We start from the raw sequence: 14,858 nt of genomic DNA on the forward strand, positions 1-14,858 counted from the left end.
ATCGTGAATTCTCTCTATACCGCTGATGGTGTAATGGATAAACACTCGCTCTGGCAGCGTTATGTCCCGCTGGTGCGTCACGAAGCGTTGCGCCTGCAGGTGCGTTTGCCGGCGAGCGTCGAACTGGACGATTTGTTACAGGCGGGCGGCATCGGCTTGCTGAATGCTGTAGAACGCTACGACGCCCTGCAAGGAACGGCATTTACCACTTACGCAGTGCAGCGTATACGTGGCGCGATGCTGGACGAGCTGCGCAGCCGTGACTGGGTGCCACGCAGTGTCCGACGCAACGCGCGCGAGGTGGCGCAGGCAATAGGCCAACTGGAGCAGGAACTGGGGCGTAACGCGACGGAACTGGAGGTCGCAGAGCGACTGAGTATCCCGCTTGAAGAATATCGTCAGATGTTGCTCGACACGAACAATAGTCAACTGTTCTCTTATGACGAATGGCGTGAAGAGCATGGCGATAGTATCGAACTGGTGACGGAAGATAACCAGAACGAAAACCCGCTGCATCAACTGCTGGAAAGCAATTTGCGCGAGCGTGTCATGGAAGCGATTGAATCGCTGCCGGAGCGCGAGCAGATGGTGCTGACGCTGTACTACCAGGAAGAGCTCAATCTCAAAGAGATTGGCGCGGTACTGGAAGTGGGCGAGTCAAGGGTTAGCCAGTTGCATAGCCAGGCCATTAAACGTCTGCGAACCAAGCTGGGTAAGCTATAGGTTGTTGATTCGTCATCATCCTGGTAATGCCGCATACAGTTACGACAACCAGGAGTTATCATGACGGCGCAGCAACCTAAAAGGCGGCCCCTGAGCCGCTACCTTAAAGATTTTAAGCACTCACAGACGCATTGTGCCCATTGTCACAAGCTGCTGGATCGCATTACGCTGGTCCATCGCGGCGAGATTGTGAACAAGGTCGCTATCGCTGCGCTTGATACGCTACTTGACGAGACCGCCTGGGAGCAGGAAAAGCTGGACTGGGTGGCGCTCTGTCGCTTCTGTGGCGATCTGCACTGCAAAGAGCAGAGCAACTATTTCGATATCATCGGCTTTAAGCAATATCTCTTCGAGCAGACCGATATGAGCCATGGCACGATCCGCGAATATGTGGTGCGCCTGCGCCGTCTCGGCGCGCATCTCACCCAACGCCAGGTGCCGCTCTCCCTTGCCCGTCAGGATAATCTCGACGAGCATCTGGAGGCGTGGCTGCCGCTTACCAGTACCAATAATTACCGTATTGCGCTTCGTAAGTATGCCCAGTATCAGCAAGTCTCTTTAGTCCCGACGGAGAAAACCGACTCGTCGGCAACTTCTGATATATATTAAAAAAGCATAAGTTGTAGCACAGTGATTTTGATTTCTTTGCGTAACTACTTACACTAGCACTCAATTTCGTTAATTCGGGGTACTTATGAAACTTGCACTTTTTGGTCGTCAGGCACTCATGGGCGTCATGGCGGTCGCGCTGGTAGCAGGCATGAGCGTGAAAACCTATGCTGCGGAAAATTTGCTGAATAAAGTTAAAGAACGCGGCACGCTGCTGGTGGGGCTGGAAGGCACCTATCCGCCGTTTAGCTTCCAGGGCGATGACGGCAAGCTGACTGGCTTTGAAGTGGAGTTCGCCGAGGAGCTCGCAAAGCACCTGGGCGTGAAAGCCTCCCTTAAGCCGACCAAATGGGACGGGATGCTGGCATCGCTGGATTCTAAGCGTATTGACGTGGTGATTAACCAGGTCACTATCTCCGACGAGCGCAAGAAAAAATATGATTTCTCAACGCCGTATACCGTTTCCGGTATTCAGGCGCTGGTGAAGAAAGAGAACGCGCAGAGCATTAAAACCGCCGCCGATCTCAAGGGCAAGAAAGTCGGCGTCGGGCTTGGCACCAACTATGAAGAGTGGCTGCGCCAGAACGTACAGGGTGTGGATATCCGTACCTACGACGACGACCCGACCAAATATCAGGATCTGCGCGTAGGCCGCATTGACGCCATTCTGGTGGATCGCCTGGCGGCACTGGATCTGGTGAAGAAAACCAATAATACGCTGGCCGCGGCCGGTGAGCCGTTCTCTCGTCAGGAAGCGGGCGTCGCGGTGCGTAAAGGCAACGACGATTTCGTGAAGGCCGTCGACAGCGCCATCGCTGAGATGCAGAAAGATGGCACGCTGAAGAAAATCTCTGAGAAGTGGTTTGGCGCGGACGTGACCAAATAAGGGTTTCGTTGCGCAAAAAAGGTGCTGATATCAGCGCCTTTTTTTATGCCTGCGAAGAATTGCTGCATAATGACGGTTTAACCGCTGAACTGGCATGAGGTTTCACCATGCATAATCTTACCCGCTTTGCGCGTCTTGAGCTTATCGGCGCGCCCACGCCGCTGGATTTCCTGCCGCGCCTGTCCGACTACCTGGGCCGCGAAATTTTTATCAAGCGCGACGACGCGATGCCGGTGGCGATGGGCGGCAATAAGCTGCGCAAGCTGGAGTTTCTCGCGGCCCAGGCGCTGCGCGAAGGGGCCGACACGCTGGTGACCGCGGGCGCTATCCAGTCTAACCATGTGCGCCAGACGGCGGCGGTTGCCGCGCGCCTCGGTTTACATTGCGTGGCGCTGCTGGAAAACCCGATCGCCACGCGTGAAGAGAACTATCTGACGAACGGCAACCGGCTGTTGCTGGATCTCTTTAACGTGCAGGTTGAAATGTGCGACGCGCTGGACGCGCCGGACCAGCAGCTTGACGAACTGGCGGTGCGTCTGGAGGCACAGGGCTTTCGGCCTTATGTGATCCCGGTCGGCGGCTCGAATGTGCTGGGCGCGCTCGGCTATGTCGAAAGTACGCTTGAAATTGTGCAGCAGTGCGAAGGCATCGTGCGTCCGTCTTCCGTGGTGGTGGCTTCCGGCAGCGCCGGTACGCACGCGGGACTGGCGGTCGGGCTGGAGCAGGGGATGCCCGACGCCGAGCTTATCGGCGTAACGGTTTCGCGAAGCGTCGCGTTGCAGAAGCCGAAAGTGGTGGCATTGCAGCAGGGCGTCGCTGAGGCGCTGGAGCTGGAAGCGCGGGCTGCTATTCTGCTGTGGGACGATTACTTCGCGCCGGGCTACGGCATGCCGAATGACGAAGGCATGGAAGCGGTGAAGCTGCTGGCGCGCCTTGAAGGCATTCTGCTGGATCCGGTTTATACCGGCAAAGCGATGGCCGGGCTGATTGACGGCATCGCCCAGAACCGTTTCAAAGATAATGGCCCGATTCTCTTTATTCACACCGGCGGCGCTCCGGCGCTGTTCGCGTACCATCCGCATGTCTGAAAACGCAGGGTGAAACCAACATAATGCAGGAAAGTATCCAACTGGTTATCGACTCGGCGCCCTTTCTTCTCAAAGGAGCCGTTTTTACGCTACAGCTGAGCATCGGCGGCATGTTTTTCGGCCTGGTATTAGGCTTTCTGCTGGCGATGATGCGCCTTTCGCCTTTCTGGCCGGTATCGTGGCTGGCGCGCTTTTATATTTCGGTGTTTCGCGGCACGCCGCTTATCGCACAGCTGTTTATGATCTACTACGGTCTGCCGCAGTTCGGTATCGAGCTGGACCCGATCCCGGCGGCGATGATCGGCCTTTCGCTTAATACCGCGGCGTACACCTCCGAGACGCTGCGCGCGGCGATTTCGTCTATCGATAAAGGGCAGTGGGAGGCGGCGGCCAGTATCGGCATGACGCCGTGGCAGACGCTCCGCCGCGCCATTCTGCCGCAGGCCGCCCGCGTGGCGCTGCCGCCGCTCGGCAACAGTTTTATCAGCCTCGTGAAAGATACCTCGCTCGCCGCCACCATTCAGGTGCCGGAACTGTTCCGCCAGGCGCAGCTCATTACCTCGCGCACGCTGGAAGTCTTTACCATGTATCTGGCCGCGTCGCTGATTTACTGGGTGATGGCGACGGTGCTTTCCGCGTTGCAAAACCATTTTGAAAACCAGCTGAACCGACAGGAGCGCGATCCGAAATGAGTGCCATTGAGGTCAAAAACCTGGTGAAGTCGTTTCACGGGCAGACGGTGCTGCACGGCATCGACCTGGAAGTACATACCGGGGAAGTGGTGGCGATTATCGGCCCCAGCGGCTCCGGCAAAACCACGCTCCTGCGCAGCATTAACCTGCTGGAACAGCCTGAAAACGGCACTGTGCGCGTGGGCGATATCACGATTGATACCGCCAAATCGATTCGCGAACAGCGTGGTCTGGTCCGCCAGCTGCGCCAGCAGGTCGGCTTTGTCTTTCAGAGTTTCAATCTGTTCCCGCATCGCACGGTGCTTGAGAACATTATCGAAGGCCCGGTTATCGTCAAAGGCGAACCGAAAGCCGACGCCACGGCGCGCGCCCGCGAACTGCTGGCGAAAGTGGGGCTTTCCGGTAAAGAAAACAGCTACCCGAAGCGCCTCTCCGGCGGACAACAGCAGCGTGTGGCGATCGCCCGCGCGCTGGCGATGCGCCCGGAGGTGATTCTGTTCGATGAGCCCACATCTGCGCTGGATCCGGAGCTGGTGGGCGAAGTGCTGAACACGATTCGCCAGCTGGCGCAGGAGAAGCGTACGATGGTGATTGTGACCCATGAGATGAGTTTTGCGCGTGATGTGGCCGATCGCGCCATCTTTATGGATCAGGGAAAAATCGTCGAGCAGGGCGAGGCGAAAACCCTGTTTGCTAACCCGACGCAGCCGCGCACCCGCCAGTTTTTAGATAAGTTTCTTAATGCCTGACTGGTTGCCCGGCGTGTTTCCCGCGCCGGGCTCTCCCTGGAAACCCTGTAAAAAATAAGCTTTAAAATACGTCTGACCAATTAATCAGCATCAACAGTCCCTTAGCGATTTAATTTGCCTTAAAGCCTGCGTCTGGCGCAATGTCCCGTGCAGAATGCCGATTATTGATATTAATAATTATGTAGAATGTGTTACTTTGTCATATCACAAAAAATAATGCTTACAGCACGACAGGAGTTTCGCCCCACAGCATGAAGGAAAGTGACTTTTTTAACTGGCGTCGGGAAATGGCGACCCGCTTTCAGGAAATTCAGGATTCAGGCGACATTTATTCGCTCCTGAAAACCGAAACGCAGAACATGGAATATGATTATTTCGCGCTTTGCGTTCGCCATCCTGTGCCTTTCACGCGCCCAAAACTGACGCTGCACACCACCTATCCTGAAGCCTGGCTTGAGCATTATCAGGCGGAAAATTACTACGTGATAGATCCGGTGCTGAAGCCCGCCAACTATCTGATAGGCCCGCTCTCATGGAATGACGCGCTGTTTGCCGGCGCCGCAGAGGAGCTCTGGAATGCCGCGCGCGACCACGGTCTGGTCAAGGGCGTAACGCAGTGCGTCATTGCGCCTAACCGCGCCCAGGGATTTTTGTCCGTCTCTGGAACCAGCCCGCGTGGACACTCCATGCCGGATGACGAACTGGCGTTGCGACTTCAGCATTTAGTGGAACAAAGCCTCGTCGCGATGATGCGTCTGGAAGATCCGGCGGCGACCGTGCTGGAAATGAAACTGAGTAAGCGAGAAAAAGAGATATTGCAGTGGACGGCGGAAGGTAAAACGTCTGCGGAAATAGCGATAATATTATCTATTTCGGAAAATACCGTTAATTTCCACCAGAAAAATATGCAGAAGAAGTTTAATGCTCCGAACAAAACCCAAATTGCCTGCTATGCTGCTGCAATAGGGCTGATTTGATCGGGTAATTTGTTCTGCGTGTCAGACACTCGAACCGGCTGGAAGAATAACCGCTCTCCAGCCGGTTTTTTTATTAACGGCGGTAAGCTTGTTTAATCTGCTTAACGGTGTTGGTGTAAACCGCCGCCTGCGTTGCGTCTTCCATTTCGGCTATCTGTTTTTCCATTTTCAGAATAACCCGGCCCGCATCTGCCTGGCCCATCGCCTGTAGCATCAGGGTCAGCAGGGATTTCAGGCAGGACACCTCGGTGGCCAGTTCCTGATTGTTCTCTGCGGTGGAAATATCGGGAGCGCTCATATTTTGTCCTCTGTCAGTGTAACTGCGTGCGCGGGGCACGCCTGTCGATGTTATAAGGCGGCGGAGTATACCATAAGGTCCAAAAAAGTAATTAGCGCCGATTTTTTGAGCATTTTACCGCGCGCGCGGCTTATTATAATAAGCTTTCCCTGATATGCCGGATTACACAGGGTTCGCTGACGTAGCGGTGAAAATATATGTTTCTAATAAGTTTCTTCGTTGTAAATTTAAAAGTTGCTTATCAGCGCTTTAAAATTGTCAGTCCGTAATAAGTTATACCCAAAAATGCTGTGCTTTGATTTTTCGGCGGTTTTTAAGTGTCTGCGCCTCTGTTAGTGGTTTAAAAACGCGTTTTAATAGGGTTTAACGGGGCCGATGCTTACATAAGTGCATTTTTTGCGTTTCAAAATTGAGTTAAAAAACGCTAATATGGGGCGAATAAGTTACCAGCAGCGTTATCCCTTTTTGAGGAGTGTTTTCCTTTGATCAACGTTCTTCTTGTTGATGACCACGAACTGGTGCGCGCAGGGATACGACGCATACTTGAAGATATGAAGGGCATTAAAGTGGCAGGCGAAGCCTGCTGCGGCGAGGACGCCATCAAATGGTGCCGCATTCACCCCGTGGATGTCGTGCTGATGGACATGAATATGCCGGGCATTGGCGGCCTGGAGGCGACTCGCAAAATCGCTCGTTATTCTTCAGACATTAAAGTGATCATGTTAACCGTACATACGGAAAATCCGCTTCCGGCTAAAGTCATGCAGGCCGGCGCCGCGGGATATCTGAGTAAAGGTGCGGCTCCCGCCGAAGTAGTGAGCGCTATCCGATCGGTTCACGCCGGGCGGCGCTATATCGCTTCCGACATCGCACAGCAGATGGCGCTCAGTCAGATTGAGCCCGACCGCAGCGAATCCCCTTTCGCAAGTTTGTCGGAAAGGGAATTGCAGATTATGCTGATGATTACCAAAGGCCAGAAGGTCAATGAAATCTCTGAGCAGCTTAATCTCAGTCCCAAAACCGTCAACAGCTACCGCTATCGTATGTTTAGTAAGCTAAACATTCACGGCGATGTCGAATTGACGCATCTGGCCATCCGCCATGGCCTGTGTAACGCGGAGACCTTATCAAGTCAGTGAGTGAAGTTTTTGATTCCAAATCGTTTCTGAAAACCGTCACCAGCCAGCCTGGCGTCTACCGTATGTATGACGCCAGCGGGACGGTTATCTACGTCGGCAAGGCCAAAGATCTCAAAAAACGCCTTGCCAGCTATTTTCGCAGCAATCTCGCCAGCCGTAAAACCGAAGCGCTGGTGGCGCAAATCCAGAATATCGACGTGACGGTAACCCACACCGAAACCGAAGCGCTGCTGCTGGAGCATAACTACATTAAGCTCTACCAGCCGCGCTATAACGTGCTGCTGCGCGATGACAAATCTTACCCGTATATTTTCCTGAGCGGCGATACGCATCCGCGTCTTGCGACACACCGCGGCGCCAAGCACGCCAAAGGCGAGTATTTCGGCCCGTTCCCGAACGGCTACGCGGTGCGTGAAACCCTCGCGCTGCTGCAGAAGATTTTCCCGATTCGCCAGTGTGAGAACAGCGTCTATCGCAACCGTTCGCGCCCGTGTCTGCAATATCAGATTGGCCGCTGCCTCGGGCCGTGCGTTGAAGGGCTGGTGAGCGAAGAAGATTACGCGCAGCAGGTAGAGTACGTGCGGCTGTTTCTCGCCGGTAAAGACGATCAGGTGATTAACCAGCTGGTGTCGCGCATGGAGCAGGCGAGCCAGAATCTGGCATTTGAAGAGGCCGCGCGCCTGCGCGATCAGATTCAGGCGGTGCGCCGCGTGACGGAAAAACAGTTTGTCTCGAATAACGGCGACGATCTGGACGTCATCGGCGTGGCGTTTGAGTCGGGCATGGCCTGTCTGCATGTGCTGTTTATCCGCCAGGGGAAAGTGTTGGGCAGCCGCAGCTACTACCCGAAAGTGCCGAGCGGCACTGAACTGGCGGAAGTCGTGGAAACCTTTGTCGGTCAGTTCTATCTGCAGGGCAGCCAGATGCGCACGTTGCCGGGCGAAATCCTGCTTGATTTCCCGCTTACCACGCCGGAGCTGCTGGCCGAGACGCTGACTGAAATCGCCGGACGCCGGGTGAATGTCCAGACTCGCCCGCGCGGCGATCGCGCGCGCTACCTGAAGCTTGCCCGCACCAATGCGGCGACGGCGCTGACCACGCGGCTTTCCCAGCAGTCGACAATCAGCCAGCGCCTCACCGCGCTGGCGCAGGCGCTGCATCTGCCGGAAATAAAGCGTATGGAGTGTTTCGACATCAGCCATACGATGGGCGAGCAGACGGTGGCTTCCTGCGTGGTATTTGACGCCAACGGGCCGCTGCGCGCGGAATATCGCCGCTATAATATTACCGACATCACGCCGGGCGATGATTACGCGGCGATGAATCAGGTGCTGCGCCGTCGTTACGGCAAAGCCATCGAAGAGAGTAAAGTGCCGGATATCATCCTCATCGATGGCGGTAAAGGGCAGCTTAGCCAGGCGAAAACAGTTTTTGCCGAGCTCGACGTGCCCTGGGATAAACATCATCCGCTGCTGCTTGGCGTGGCGAAAGGCAGCGACCGCAAGGCCGGGCTGGAAACGCTGTTTCTGGAGCCGGAAGGGGAGGGCTTCGCCTTACCGTCTGACTCACCGGCGCTGCATGTGATTCAGCATATTCGCGATGAGTCGCACAACCATGCGATTACCGGTCACCGTAAAAAACGCGCCAAAGTGAAGAACACCAGCACGCTTGAGACGATTGAAGGCATCGGGCCGAAACGCCGCCAGATGCTGCTCAAATACATGGGTGGGTTGCAGCCGTTGTTGAACGCGTCGGTTGAAGAAATTGCGAAAGTGCCGGGTATCTCTCAGGCCCTCGCAGAAAAGATCTACTACTCGTTGAAACATTAAGGGCTATGTAGCAACATAGCGGTAATCTCAAATTATGACAGATAGTTACCTGCACTATGCGATTTAATATCCCTACATTGCTGACGCTGTTTCGTGTCATTCTGATCCCGTTTTTCGTGCTCGCGTTCTATCTGCCTTTTCACTGGGCGCCTTTCCTCTGCGCGCTGATTTTCTGCTTTGCGGCGATCACCGACTGGTTTGACGGTTTTCTCGCCCGCCGCTGGAACCAAAGCACGCGCTTCGGCGCGTTCCTTGACCCGGTCGCAGATAAAGTGATGGTGGGTATCGCGATGGTGCTGGTGGTGGAGCATTACCACAGCTGGTGGATAACCCTGCCGGCGGCCACCATGATCGCGCGCGAAATTATTATCTCCGCGTTGCGCGAATGGATGGCGGAACTCGGCAAACGCAGCAGCGTGGCGGTCTCGTGGATTGGCAAAGTGAAAACCACGGCGCAGATGCTGGCGTTGATAGGCTTACTGTGGCGCCCGAACATGTGGATCGAATATGCCGGGATTGCGCTGTTTTTCGTCGCCGCGGTGCTGACGTTCTGGTCGATGTTCCAGTATTTGAACGCCGCACGCGGCGATTTGCTCGAACGGTGATCTATACGGCGCAAAATTCAGCAAACGAATCGCGTTGCCTGAAAATTTCGTTGACTCGTTGCGTGAGGTAAGTAGAATGCAACGCATCGAACGGCGGCACGGTTCGTTGGACGATAAGCAAATCAAGTAATTAGATTAAGCGATTCGCTTCAGTTACTTTGATAAGCGGGAATAGCTCAGTTGGTAGAGCACGACCTTGCCAAGGTCGGGGTCGCGAGTTCGAGTCTCGTTTCCCGCTCCAAATTTAGATATCAGCCTTTTGCTGGTGTCCGCCTGAAAAGGCAAAGCAATTCTGGCGCGTTAACAAAGCGGTTATGTAGCGGATTGCAAATCCGCCTAGTCCGGTTCGACTCCGGAACGCGCCTCCACTTTCTTCCCGAGCCCGGGTGGTGAAATCGGTAGACACAAGGGATTTAAAATCCCTCGGCGTTCGCGCTGTGCGGGTTCAAGTCCCGCCCCGGGCACCATGGGAAAGACAAGAATAATCAAAGCAATAAGCAGTGTCGTGCAAACCACCTTCGGGTGGTTTTTTATTTTGTACCGCCTTTTCCTGACATCTCTCCTGACATCTTTCCTGATTCCCTTGTAAAATCCTTCCCGCTTTCTTTCACGGCCTGGCTTACTCACATATAGCCTCATGACCCTCTTTGCCCGAAGCGCGTCCTCTAAGCGAAGCTGGAGGGCACATATGCCAGGCCTTCACCTTATGACATCAACAGTGATGAAGTGCACCGTAATGTCCCCAGGATCACGAATAATGATGACTATGGCTCAGCGTATGTCGTATTTAAAATTTATCAAGAATATGCAAACGTGAAGTGGACTATTTATCCGGGTGAGCTTGAATCAGAAGGACAGAAAATTCCTCTCCCTCCGCTAAAACTGTGCTGGCAGCCCACGGTGAAGTGGATTGGAATTGAACCTTTAATGCGGCCCTGAGTATTAACCCTTTCCGGGCTGATATTGTATTCGGAGCGGGGAGGGGGAAATGAAGAGGTGTACTGAATTAATATAATAAAAAACCCGCACAAGGCGGGTTCTTTTATTATCAGTAGCGCTTAGCTGCTCAGGTGATAACCTTCGTCGCAGTCGTAAGACCTGCTGATAGATTCAGCGCTTACAGCGGAGTGACATTACCTGCTGCCGGGCCTTTAGCACCATTTTCAATGGTGAAAGAAACCTGCTGGCCTTCATCAAGCGTTTTGAAGTTGTCGCTCTGAATCGCAGAGAAGTGTACGAACACATCTTTGCTGCCGTCATTCGGGGTGATAAAGCCAAAACCTTTATCAGCGTTAAACCATTTTACTAAACCAGTCATTTTATTAGACATAGATACTTCCTTAATTTTTGAGCCACTAAGCGCGGCGATGATGGCCTGTCATTAGAGAGATACTTATTTGGCACTTAGGAGAAGGCTCATGAGGAAGGATATCTGCTGATAACACTTGAACTGAGGACTGCTTTACTAAAACTGCTTTCATAAGGTCTGTATTCCAAACCGATGACGCTATTAAGTCATATAAAATTTTGTTTAGCAACGTTTATTTTAACCGCTTATATGCCCGGACGGCTACAGGGCTATTCACCTCGGTTTTATTCGCCGCGTTTTTAAACAGAGTGGGAGCAAGGCACATTAGAATTTGGGCGCGTTGACCCGTTTCGTATTAAGAAATCTGTGGACATTGTTTCGTCAGCGTCAGAGCGTCACGCCGGGCGCTCATGCAATGACGTAAAACGTTAAGCGGGCGTCCAGATAACAGGGGTTAACGAGATGACGACGACCCCTCTTTGCAGATGCGAGAGGCGTTCCGCTTTGTGACTTGATCATAATCACACTCCGGCAAGAAAATGGCCTATCAAAATATATCATGTATGCACTTTTCGGGGCGGCGGCTACCTTTTAAGTGCACCCCATCATGGTGCTATCCATAAGCTGCAGTGAGTTTTCCAGGTCTGCGGGCAGGCCCCAGGGTTGAGCCATTCTGCCGCGGACCCCTCGGGGGAGAATCGTACATTGCGGAACAAGGGCCAGGACGGCGCAAACCACTATATACTGAGCCAGTCCATGAGGACTGGCTGTTTTTTTACCCCACGCGGCCCGCAAACCCCATACCTTCTCAGAAAGACGCCTGCCGGATTTGAGGGCTTACCCCCTTTGCCTGAAACGCTTATGGTCTCTTTATGATAACAAGGAGACGATGATGGAATACCTACTGACCAACACTCCCGATGACGAACTCAAGACGCGCATTAAAAAACAGCTTGGCCGGTATAACGCAGCGCATATGACGGCTGACGCGCAGGAGTTGATTATCAGCGTGAACGATGCGCAGGGAGAACTCTGCGCAGGCCTTACCGGGCGCAGCTACTGGGGCTGCCTGCATATCGAGTTTCTCTGGGTTGATGAATCGCTGCGCGGGCAGGGTACCGGCGCGGTGCTGATGGCGATGGCCGAAGAAGAAGGGCGTAAGCGCGGCTGCAAACGGGTATTTGTCGATACTTTTAGTTTTCAGGCGCCGGAATTTTACCGCAAACAGGGCTATAAAATTTACGGCGTGGCGCCGGATTATCTCGCAGGCCATTCCCGTTTTTATCTCGGTAAGGCGCTCAGTCACGGCTAACAACAAGGCCCCGAGTCAGGGGCCTTTTATGTTTAACCGACTTCTCGCAAGATGCCCGCGCTAATCAGGCACTGGATAGCCACGATGCCGATGCCGCAGGCGAAGATAAGCGCCAGCATGATGTTGCCGCCCGCGACCTGCCAGGCCGCCGCGTGGCGTTTACGGCTCTGCCAGGCCAGCAGCGCCGGGAGCAGCAGCGCCAGTACCGCCAGCGCCACGCCCGCATAGCCGAGCGCCATAACAAACCCCTGGGGGTAGAAAAGCGCGAAGGCCAGCGGCGGTACAAACGTCATCAGCCCGCTCTGGGCGCGGCCTGCCACGGTACGGCGGCGTTTAAACATATCCGCCAGATAATCAAACAGCCCGAGCGACACGCCAAGAAACGAGGTGGCGAGCGCCAGATCGGCGAACAGATGTACCGCCAGCTCTACATGCGGCGAGGCAACAACATCGCGCACCGCCTGCAGCAGACCGTTCAGCCCGGCATGGTTGGCGAGCAGGCCCATAAAGGTGTCTGAAGGGATTGCGCCAAGCGTCGCAAGCTGCCAGAACAGATACGCCACCAGCGGGATCGCGCTGCCGGTAATGAAAACCAGTTTAAGCTTGCGCACGTCGCCTTTCATGTAGCTCACGACACTCGGCACGCTACCGTGAAAGCCGAACGAGGTAAAAATCACCGGCAGTGCAGAGAGCGCCAGGCCTTTCTCCACCGGCAGCGTCAGCAGATTCACCTGATGAATATGCGGCATCATCATCGCCAGCATTACGACCAGGAACACCGTTTTGGCGGTAAACAGCAGACGGTTCACCATATCAACGCTGTGCGTGCCGATGCTGACGATAAGCCCGCCCACCAGCGTAAACGCCAGCACGCCGGTCGCAGGCGTGATACGCATGTCGAGCCACTGGCTGAGGCTTGAGGCCAGCAGTTCACCCGCGCCGCTGATATAGGCCGCCGTCAGCGCATACATCAAAAATAACATGCTAAAGCCCGCCAGCCACTGGCCTGGCTTACCGAGGTAATGCAATGCCAGCGTACCGAGGCCCGTGGAGGCCGGATGATGCTGATAGACTTCCACCAGTAGCAGCGCCGTATAGCACATCACTGCCCAGAGTAAGAAAAGCAGCAGCGCGGTAACGCCGAAGCCGACGCCCGCCGCCGCCAGCGGCATCGCCAGCATCCCTGCGCCGATGGTGGTGCCGGCGACGATAAAAATACTGCCAAGAGTGCGGTTCTTCACGCGGTGTTCTGCCCTGCAATGATCGACTGAAAGTTTATGCTGCGCAGGGTAAAGAATTCTGGCGGCTTCGTCAAACTGACGTTACGCGCGCTGTAATATTATCTTTACGAGTTTATTTAAGGCAGCAATCGTCTGGCGCAGCATACGCACACAGAAAAAGGGAGGCGTTAAAAGAAATAAAAGGGAGGGGGAATTAAAACCGGTAATGACGGGCGCCATTACCGGGGAAATATCAGGCCTGAGTGTCGAGCGTCGCCAGTTCTTTATCGATGAAATAAAGCCCTTCGCCGCTTTTACCCGCGAGGCTCAGTTTATCCAGCACGGATTTAAAGAGTTTTTCTTCTTCATGCTGTTCCGCAACATACCATTGCAGGAAATTAAACGTCGGGTAATCCTGAGTGGTCATGGCGACATGCGCCAGTGCGTTAATCTGACGGGTGATCAGTTGCTCATGCTCATAAGTCGCCTGGAACAGCGCATCGAGAGAGGCGTAGTCGGCAAACGGCGACGGCACGGCGTTGATGCGCGGGAAACTCCCGGTATCTGTCAGATAATTAAAGAGACGCTGCATATGCGTCATCTCTTCCTGCGCGTGACGGCTTAAAAACGCCGCCGCCCCTTCAAAGCTGTGATAGCTGCACCAGGCGCTCATCTGTTGGTAAAGCAGAGAAGAATAGAGTTCAAGATTCATCTGCTCATTGAGTTTTTCAATCATATCCGGCTTCAGCATATTTCTCTCCGCAATAAGGGGGGTAATTATCGCTGCACTATAATTTGTTATTAAACTGTTTGCAAAAGATAAAATAAAAAAGCGCGGCGTTAATAATGCAAATGGGAATTAAAGTCATTCATTAATTAAATGAGAATTATTATTGCGCGGAGAAGCGGAAATAAAAGCGGCGTGAAATAAGAGGATAAACCTGATCGCGACGGGGAAATACACGTATAAAAAGAGGGCGCGCAGCCACCGCCGGGCGACGGCAGCTGTAAAGCCATTTTACCAGCCGCTAACCGCGCGGTTATTAATGGTAAAGCCGCGGCACTGATACTCCAGCACGATAGATTCCGTCATGCACTGGGTGCCCGTCACGACGGAGCAGGTTTTTACCGGCGCGCCATACGCTTCAGCAACCGCATAGCCCCAGTCCTGACACTGGCGATTCGCCATCGACTGCGCGACGTAGTTATCCACTTTCGCATGTTGCAGCGGTTGTTCGCTAATGCCGAGTCTCACGGTGCCGGTAACTTTACTGCCGCCAACGATTTCCGGCGTTTTGGTAATGGTGCAACCGCTCAGCGCGAGCAGCGCGGTAATGATAATGACCTTGCGCATCGGTGTTCTCACAAAGTTTGCCTTTATAACATCATGCCATGGAAGCGCCTTTCGCAATCGCCTGAAAA

General features: G+C 54.0%; 16 protein-coding genes and 3 tRNA genes. 14 read left to right on the plus strand and 5 right to left on the minus strand.

The features are described 5' to 3' along the window. Nucleotides 1-3 precede the first annotated feature (3 nt). The 7 genes from AACV31_RS02175 (at nt 4) to sdiA (ending at nt 5,724) form a co-directional block, all read left to right on the plus strand. The gene (locus AACV31_RS02175) at nt 4-723 is read left to right on the plus strand and encodes an RNA polymerase sigma factor FliA (protein WP_004387973.1); all 720 of its coding nucleotides are present in this window, start codon (nt 4-6) and stop codon (nt 721-723) included. A gap of 60 nt (nt 724-783) precedes the next feature. After that, a complete protein-coding gene (fliZ, locus tag AACV31_RS02180) occupies nt 784-1,332 on the plus strand; it encodes a flagella biosynthesis regulatory protein FliZ (protein WP_007769687.1) in 549 nt (182 codons plus the stop codon). Between the two features lie 85 nt (nt 1,333-1,417). Then, nucleotides 1,418-2,218, plus strand: a complete 801-nt coding sequence (gene tcyJ / locus AACV31_RS02185; protein ID WP_032806368.1) for a cystine ABC transporter substrate-binding protein — start codon at nt 1,418-1,420, stop codon at nt 2,216-2,218. A 107-nt stretch (nt 2,219-2,325) separates the two neighbouring features. Continuing rightward, on the plus strand, nt 2,326-3,306 hold the full coding sequence (dcyD, locus tag AACV31_RS02190) for a D-cysteine desulfhydrase (RefSeq protein WP_165154555.1): 981 nt from the start codon (nt 2,326-2,328) through the stop codon (nt 3,304-3,306). A gap of 23 nt (nt 3,307-3,329) precedes the next feature. After that, nucleotides 3,330-3,998, plus strand: a complete 669-nt coding sequence (tcyL, locus tag AACV31_RS02195) for a cystine ABC transporter permease (protein ID WP_007769707.1) — start codon at nt 3,330-3,332, stop codon at nt 3,996-3,998. After that, nucleotides 3,995-4,747, plus strand: coding sequence for an L-cystine ABC transporter ATP-binding protein TcyN (gene tcyN, locus AACV31_RS02200; protein WP_165154553.1), 753 nt, complete (start codon nt 3,995-3,997; stop codon nt 4,745-4,747). Before tcyL ends, tcyN begins: the two co-directional genes overlap by 4 nt. Before the next feature lie 251 nt (nt 4,748-4,998). Beyond that, the gene (gene sdiA, locus AACV31_RS02205) at nt 4,999-5,724 is read left to right on the plus strand and encodes a transcriptional regulator SdiA (RefSeq protein ID WP_165154551.1); all 726 of its coding nucleotides are present in this window, start codon (nt 4,999-5,001) and stop codon (nt 5,722-5,724) included. A gap of 73 nt (nt 5,725-5,797) precedes the next feature. Here the strand turns inward: sdiA and AACV31_RS02210 are convergent, their stop codons facing one another. Further along, nucleotides 5,798-6,022, minus strand: coding sequence for a DUF2594 family protein (locus AACV31_RS02210; protein WP_075199202.1), 225 nt, complete (start codon nt 6,020-6,022; stop codon nt 5,798-5,800). A gap of 482 nt (nt 6,023-6,504) precedes the next feature. On the opposite strand from AACV31_RS02210, the gene uvrY reads away from it, so the two are divergent. From uvrY to AACV31_RS02240, 6 genes are all read left to right on the plus strand, one after another. Continuing rightward, nucleotides 6,505-7,161: a UvrY/SirA/GacA family response regulator transcription factor gene (uvrY, locus tag AACV31_RS02215; protein ID WP_004387982.1), complete on the plus strand. Its 657-nt coding sequence runs from the start codon at nt 6,505-6,507 to the stop codon at nt 7,159-7,161. Next, complete coding sequence (gene uvrC, locus AACV31_RS02220; protein ID WP_015741673.1) at nt 7,158-8,990, plus strand: excinuclease ABC subunit UvrC; 1,833 nt, start codon at nt 7,158-7,160, stop codon at nt 8,988-8,990. The genes uvrY and uvrC overlap by 4 nt, the downstream gene beginning before the upstream one ends. A gap of 56 nt (nt 8,991-9,046) precedes the next feature. Next, entirely contained in the window at nt 9,047-9,595 is a 549-nt protein-coding gene (pgsA, locus tag AACV31_RS02225) for a CDP-diacylglycerol--glycerol-3-phosphate 3-phosphatidyltransferase (protein WP_007699136.1), read from the plus strand. Between the two features lie 165 nt (nt 9,596-9,760). Continuing rightward, nucleotides 9,761-9,836 (plus strand) — tRNA-Gly (locus AACV31_RS02230). A gap of 53 nt (nt 9,837-9,889) precedes the next feature. Continuing rightward, a tRNA-Cys gene (locus tag AACV31_RS02235) sits at nt 9,890-9,963 on the plus strand. Between the two features lie 12 nt (nt 9,964-9,975). Continuing rightward, a tRNA-Leu gene (locus tag AACV31_RS02240) sits at nt 9,976-10,062 on the plus strand. A 650-nt stretch (nt 10,063-10,712) separates the two neighbouring features. Here AACV31_RS02240 and cspE read toward each other — a convergent pair. Beyond that, entirely contained in the window at nt 10,713-10,925 is a 213-nt protein-coding gene (cspE, locus tag AACV31_RS02245) for a transcription antiterminator/RNA stability regulator CspE (RefSeq protein WP_007720208.1), read from the minus strand. Nucleotides 10,926-11,796: 871 nt separating this feature from the next. Here cspE and AACV31_RS02250 point away from each other — a divergent pair. Further along, nucleotides 11,797-12,216 carry a GNAT family N-acetyltransferase gene (locus tag AACV31_RS02250; RefSeq protein WP_165154639.1) on the plus strand — a complete coding sequence of 140 codons (420 nt, stop codon included), beginning with the start codon at nt 11,797-11,799 and terminating at the stop codon, nt 12,214-12,216. A 32-nt stretch (nt 12,217-12,248) separates the two neighbouring features. On the opposite strand, the gene tyrP is transcribed toward AACV31_RS02250, so the two are convergent. From tyrP to yecR, 3 genes are all read right to left on the minus strand, one after another. Continuing rightward, on the minus strand, nt 12,249-13,457 hold the full coding sequence (tyrP, locus tag AACV31_RS02255; RefSeq protein WP_165154549.1) for a tyrosine transporter TyrP: 1,209 nt from the start codon (nt 13,455-13,457) through the stop codon (nt 12,249-12,251). A 232-nt stretch (nt 13,458-13,689) separates the two neighbouring features. Then, nucleotides 13,690-14,187 carry a non-heme ferritin gene (gene ftnA, locus AACV31_RS02260; protein ID WP_007769735.1) on the minus strand — a complete coding sequence of 166 codons (498 nt, stop codon included), beginning with the start codon at nt 14,185-14,187 and terminating at the stop codon, nt 13,690-13,692. Between the two features lie 267 nt (nt 14,188-14,454). Further along, the gene (gene yecR, locus AACV31_RS02265; protein ID WP_185155270.1) at nt 14,455-14,802 is read right to left on the minus strand and encodes a YecR family lipoprotein; all 348 of its coding nucleotides are present in this window, start codon (nt 14,800-14,802) and stop codon (nt 14,455-14,457) included. Nucleotides 14,803-14,858 lie beyond the last annotated feature (56 nt).

The sequence above is a fragment of the Cronobacter sp. EKM101R genome (genome assembly GCF_963888145.1).
Lineage (GTDB): Bacteria > Pseudomonadota > Gammaproteobacteria > Enterobacterales > Enterobacteriaceae > Cronobacter > Cronobacter turicensis.

Excerpts from the sequence above, each read along its gene's own strand:
- fliZ (WP_007769687.1), top strand. The coding sequence starts at position 784 with ATGACGGCGCAGCAACCTAAAAGGCGGCCCCTGAGCCGCTACCTTAAA.
- tcyJ (WP_032806368.1), top strand. The coding sequence starts at position 1,418 with ATGAAACTTGCACTTTTTGGTCGTCAGGCACTCATGGGCGTCATGGCG.
- dcyD (WP_165154555.1), top strand. The coding sequence starts at position 2,326 with ATGCATAATCTTACCCGCTTTGCGCGTCTTGAGCTTATCGGCGCGCCC.
- tcyL (WP_007769707.1), top strand. The coding sequence starts at position 3,330 with ATGCAGGAAAGTATCCAACTGGTTATCGACTCGGCGCCCTTTCTTCTC.
- tcyN (WP_165154553.1), top strand. The coding sequence starts at position 3,995 with ATGAGTGCCATTGAGGTCAAAAACCTGGTGAAGTCGTTTCACGGGCAG.
- sdiA (WP_165154551.1), top strand. The coding sequence starts at position 4,999 with ATGAAGGAAAGTGACTTTTTTAACTGGCGTCGGGAAATGGCGACCCGC.
- AACV31_RS02210 (WP_075199202.1), bottom strand. The coding sequence starts at position 6,022 with ATGAGCGCTCCCGATATTTCCACCGCAGAGAACAATCAGGAACTGGCC.
- pgsA (WP_007699136.1), top strand. The coding sequence starts at position 9,047 with ATGCGATTTAATATCCCTACATTGCTGACGCTGTTTCGTGTCATTCTG.
- cspE (WP_007720208.1), bottom strand. The coding sequence starts at position 10,925 with ATGTCTAATAAAATGACTGGTTTAGTAAAATGGTTTAACGCTGATAAA.
- AACV31_RS02250 (WP_165154639.1), top strand. The coding sequence starts at position 11,797 with ATGGAATACCTACTGACCAACACTCCCGATGACGAACTCAAGACGCGC.
- ftnA (WP_007769735.1), bottom strand. The coding sequence starts at position 14,187 with ATGCTGAAGCCGGATATGATTGAAAAACTCAATGAGCAGATGAATCTT.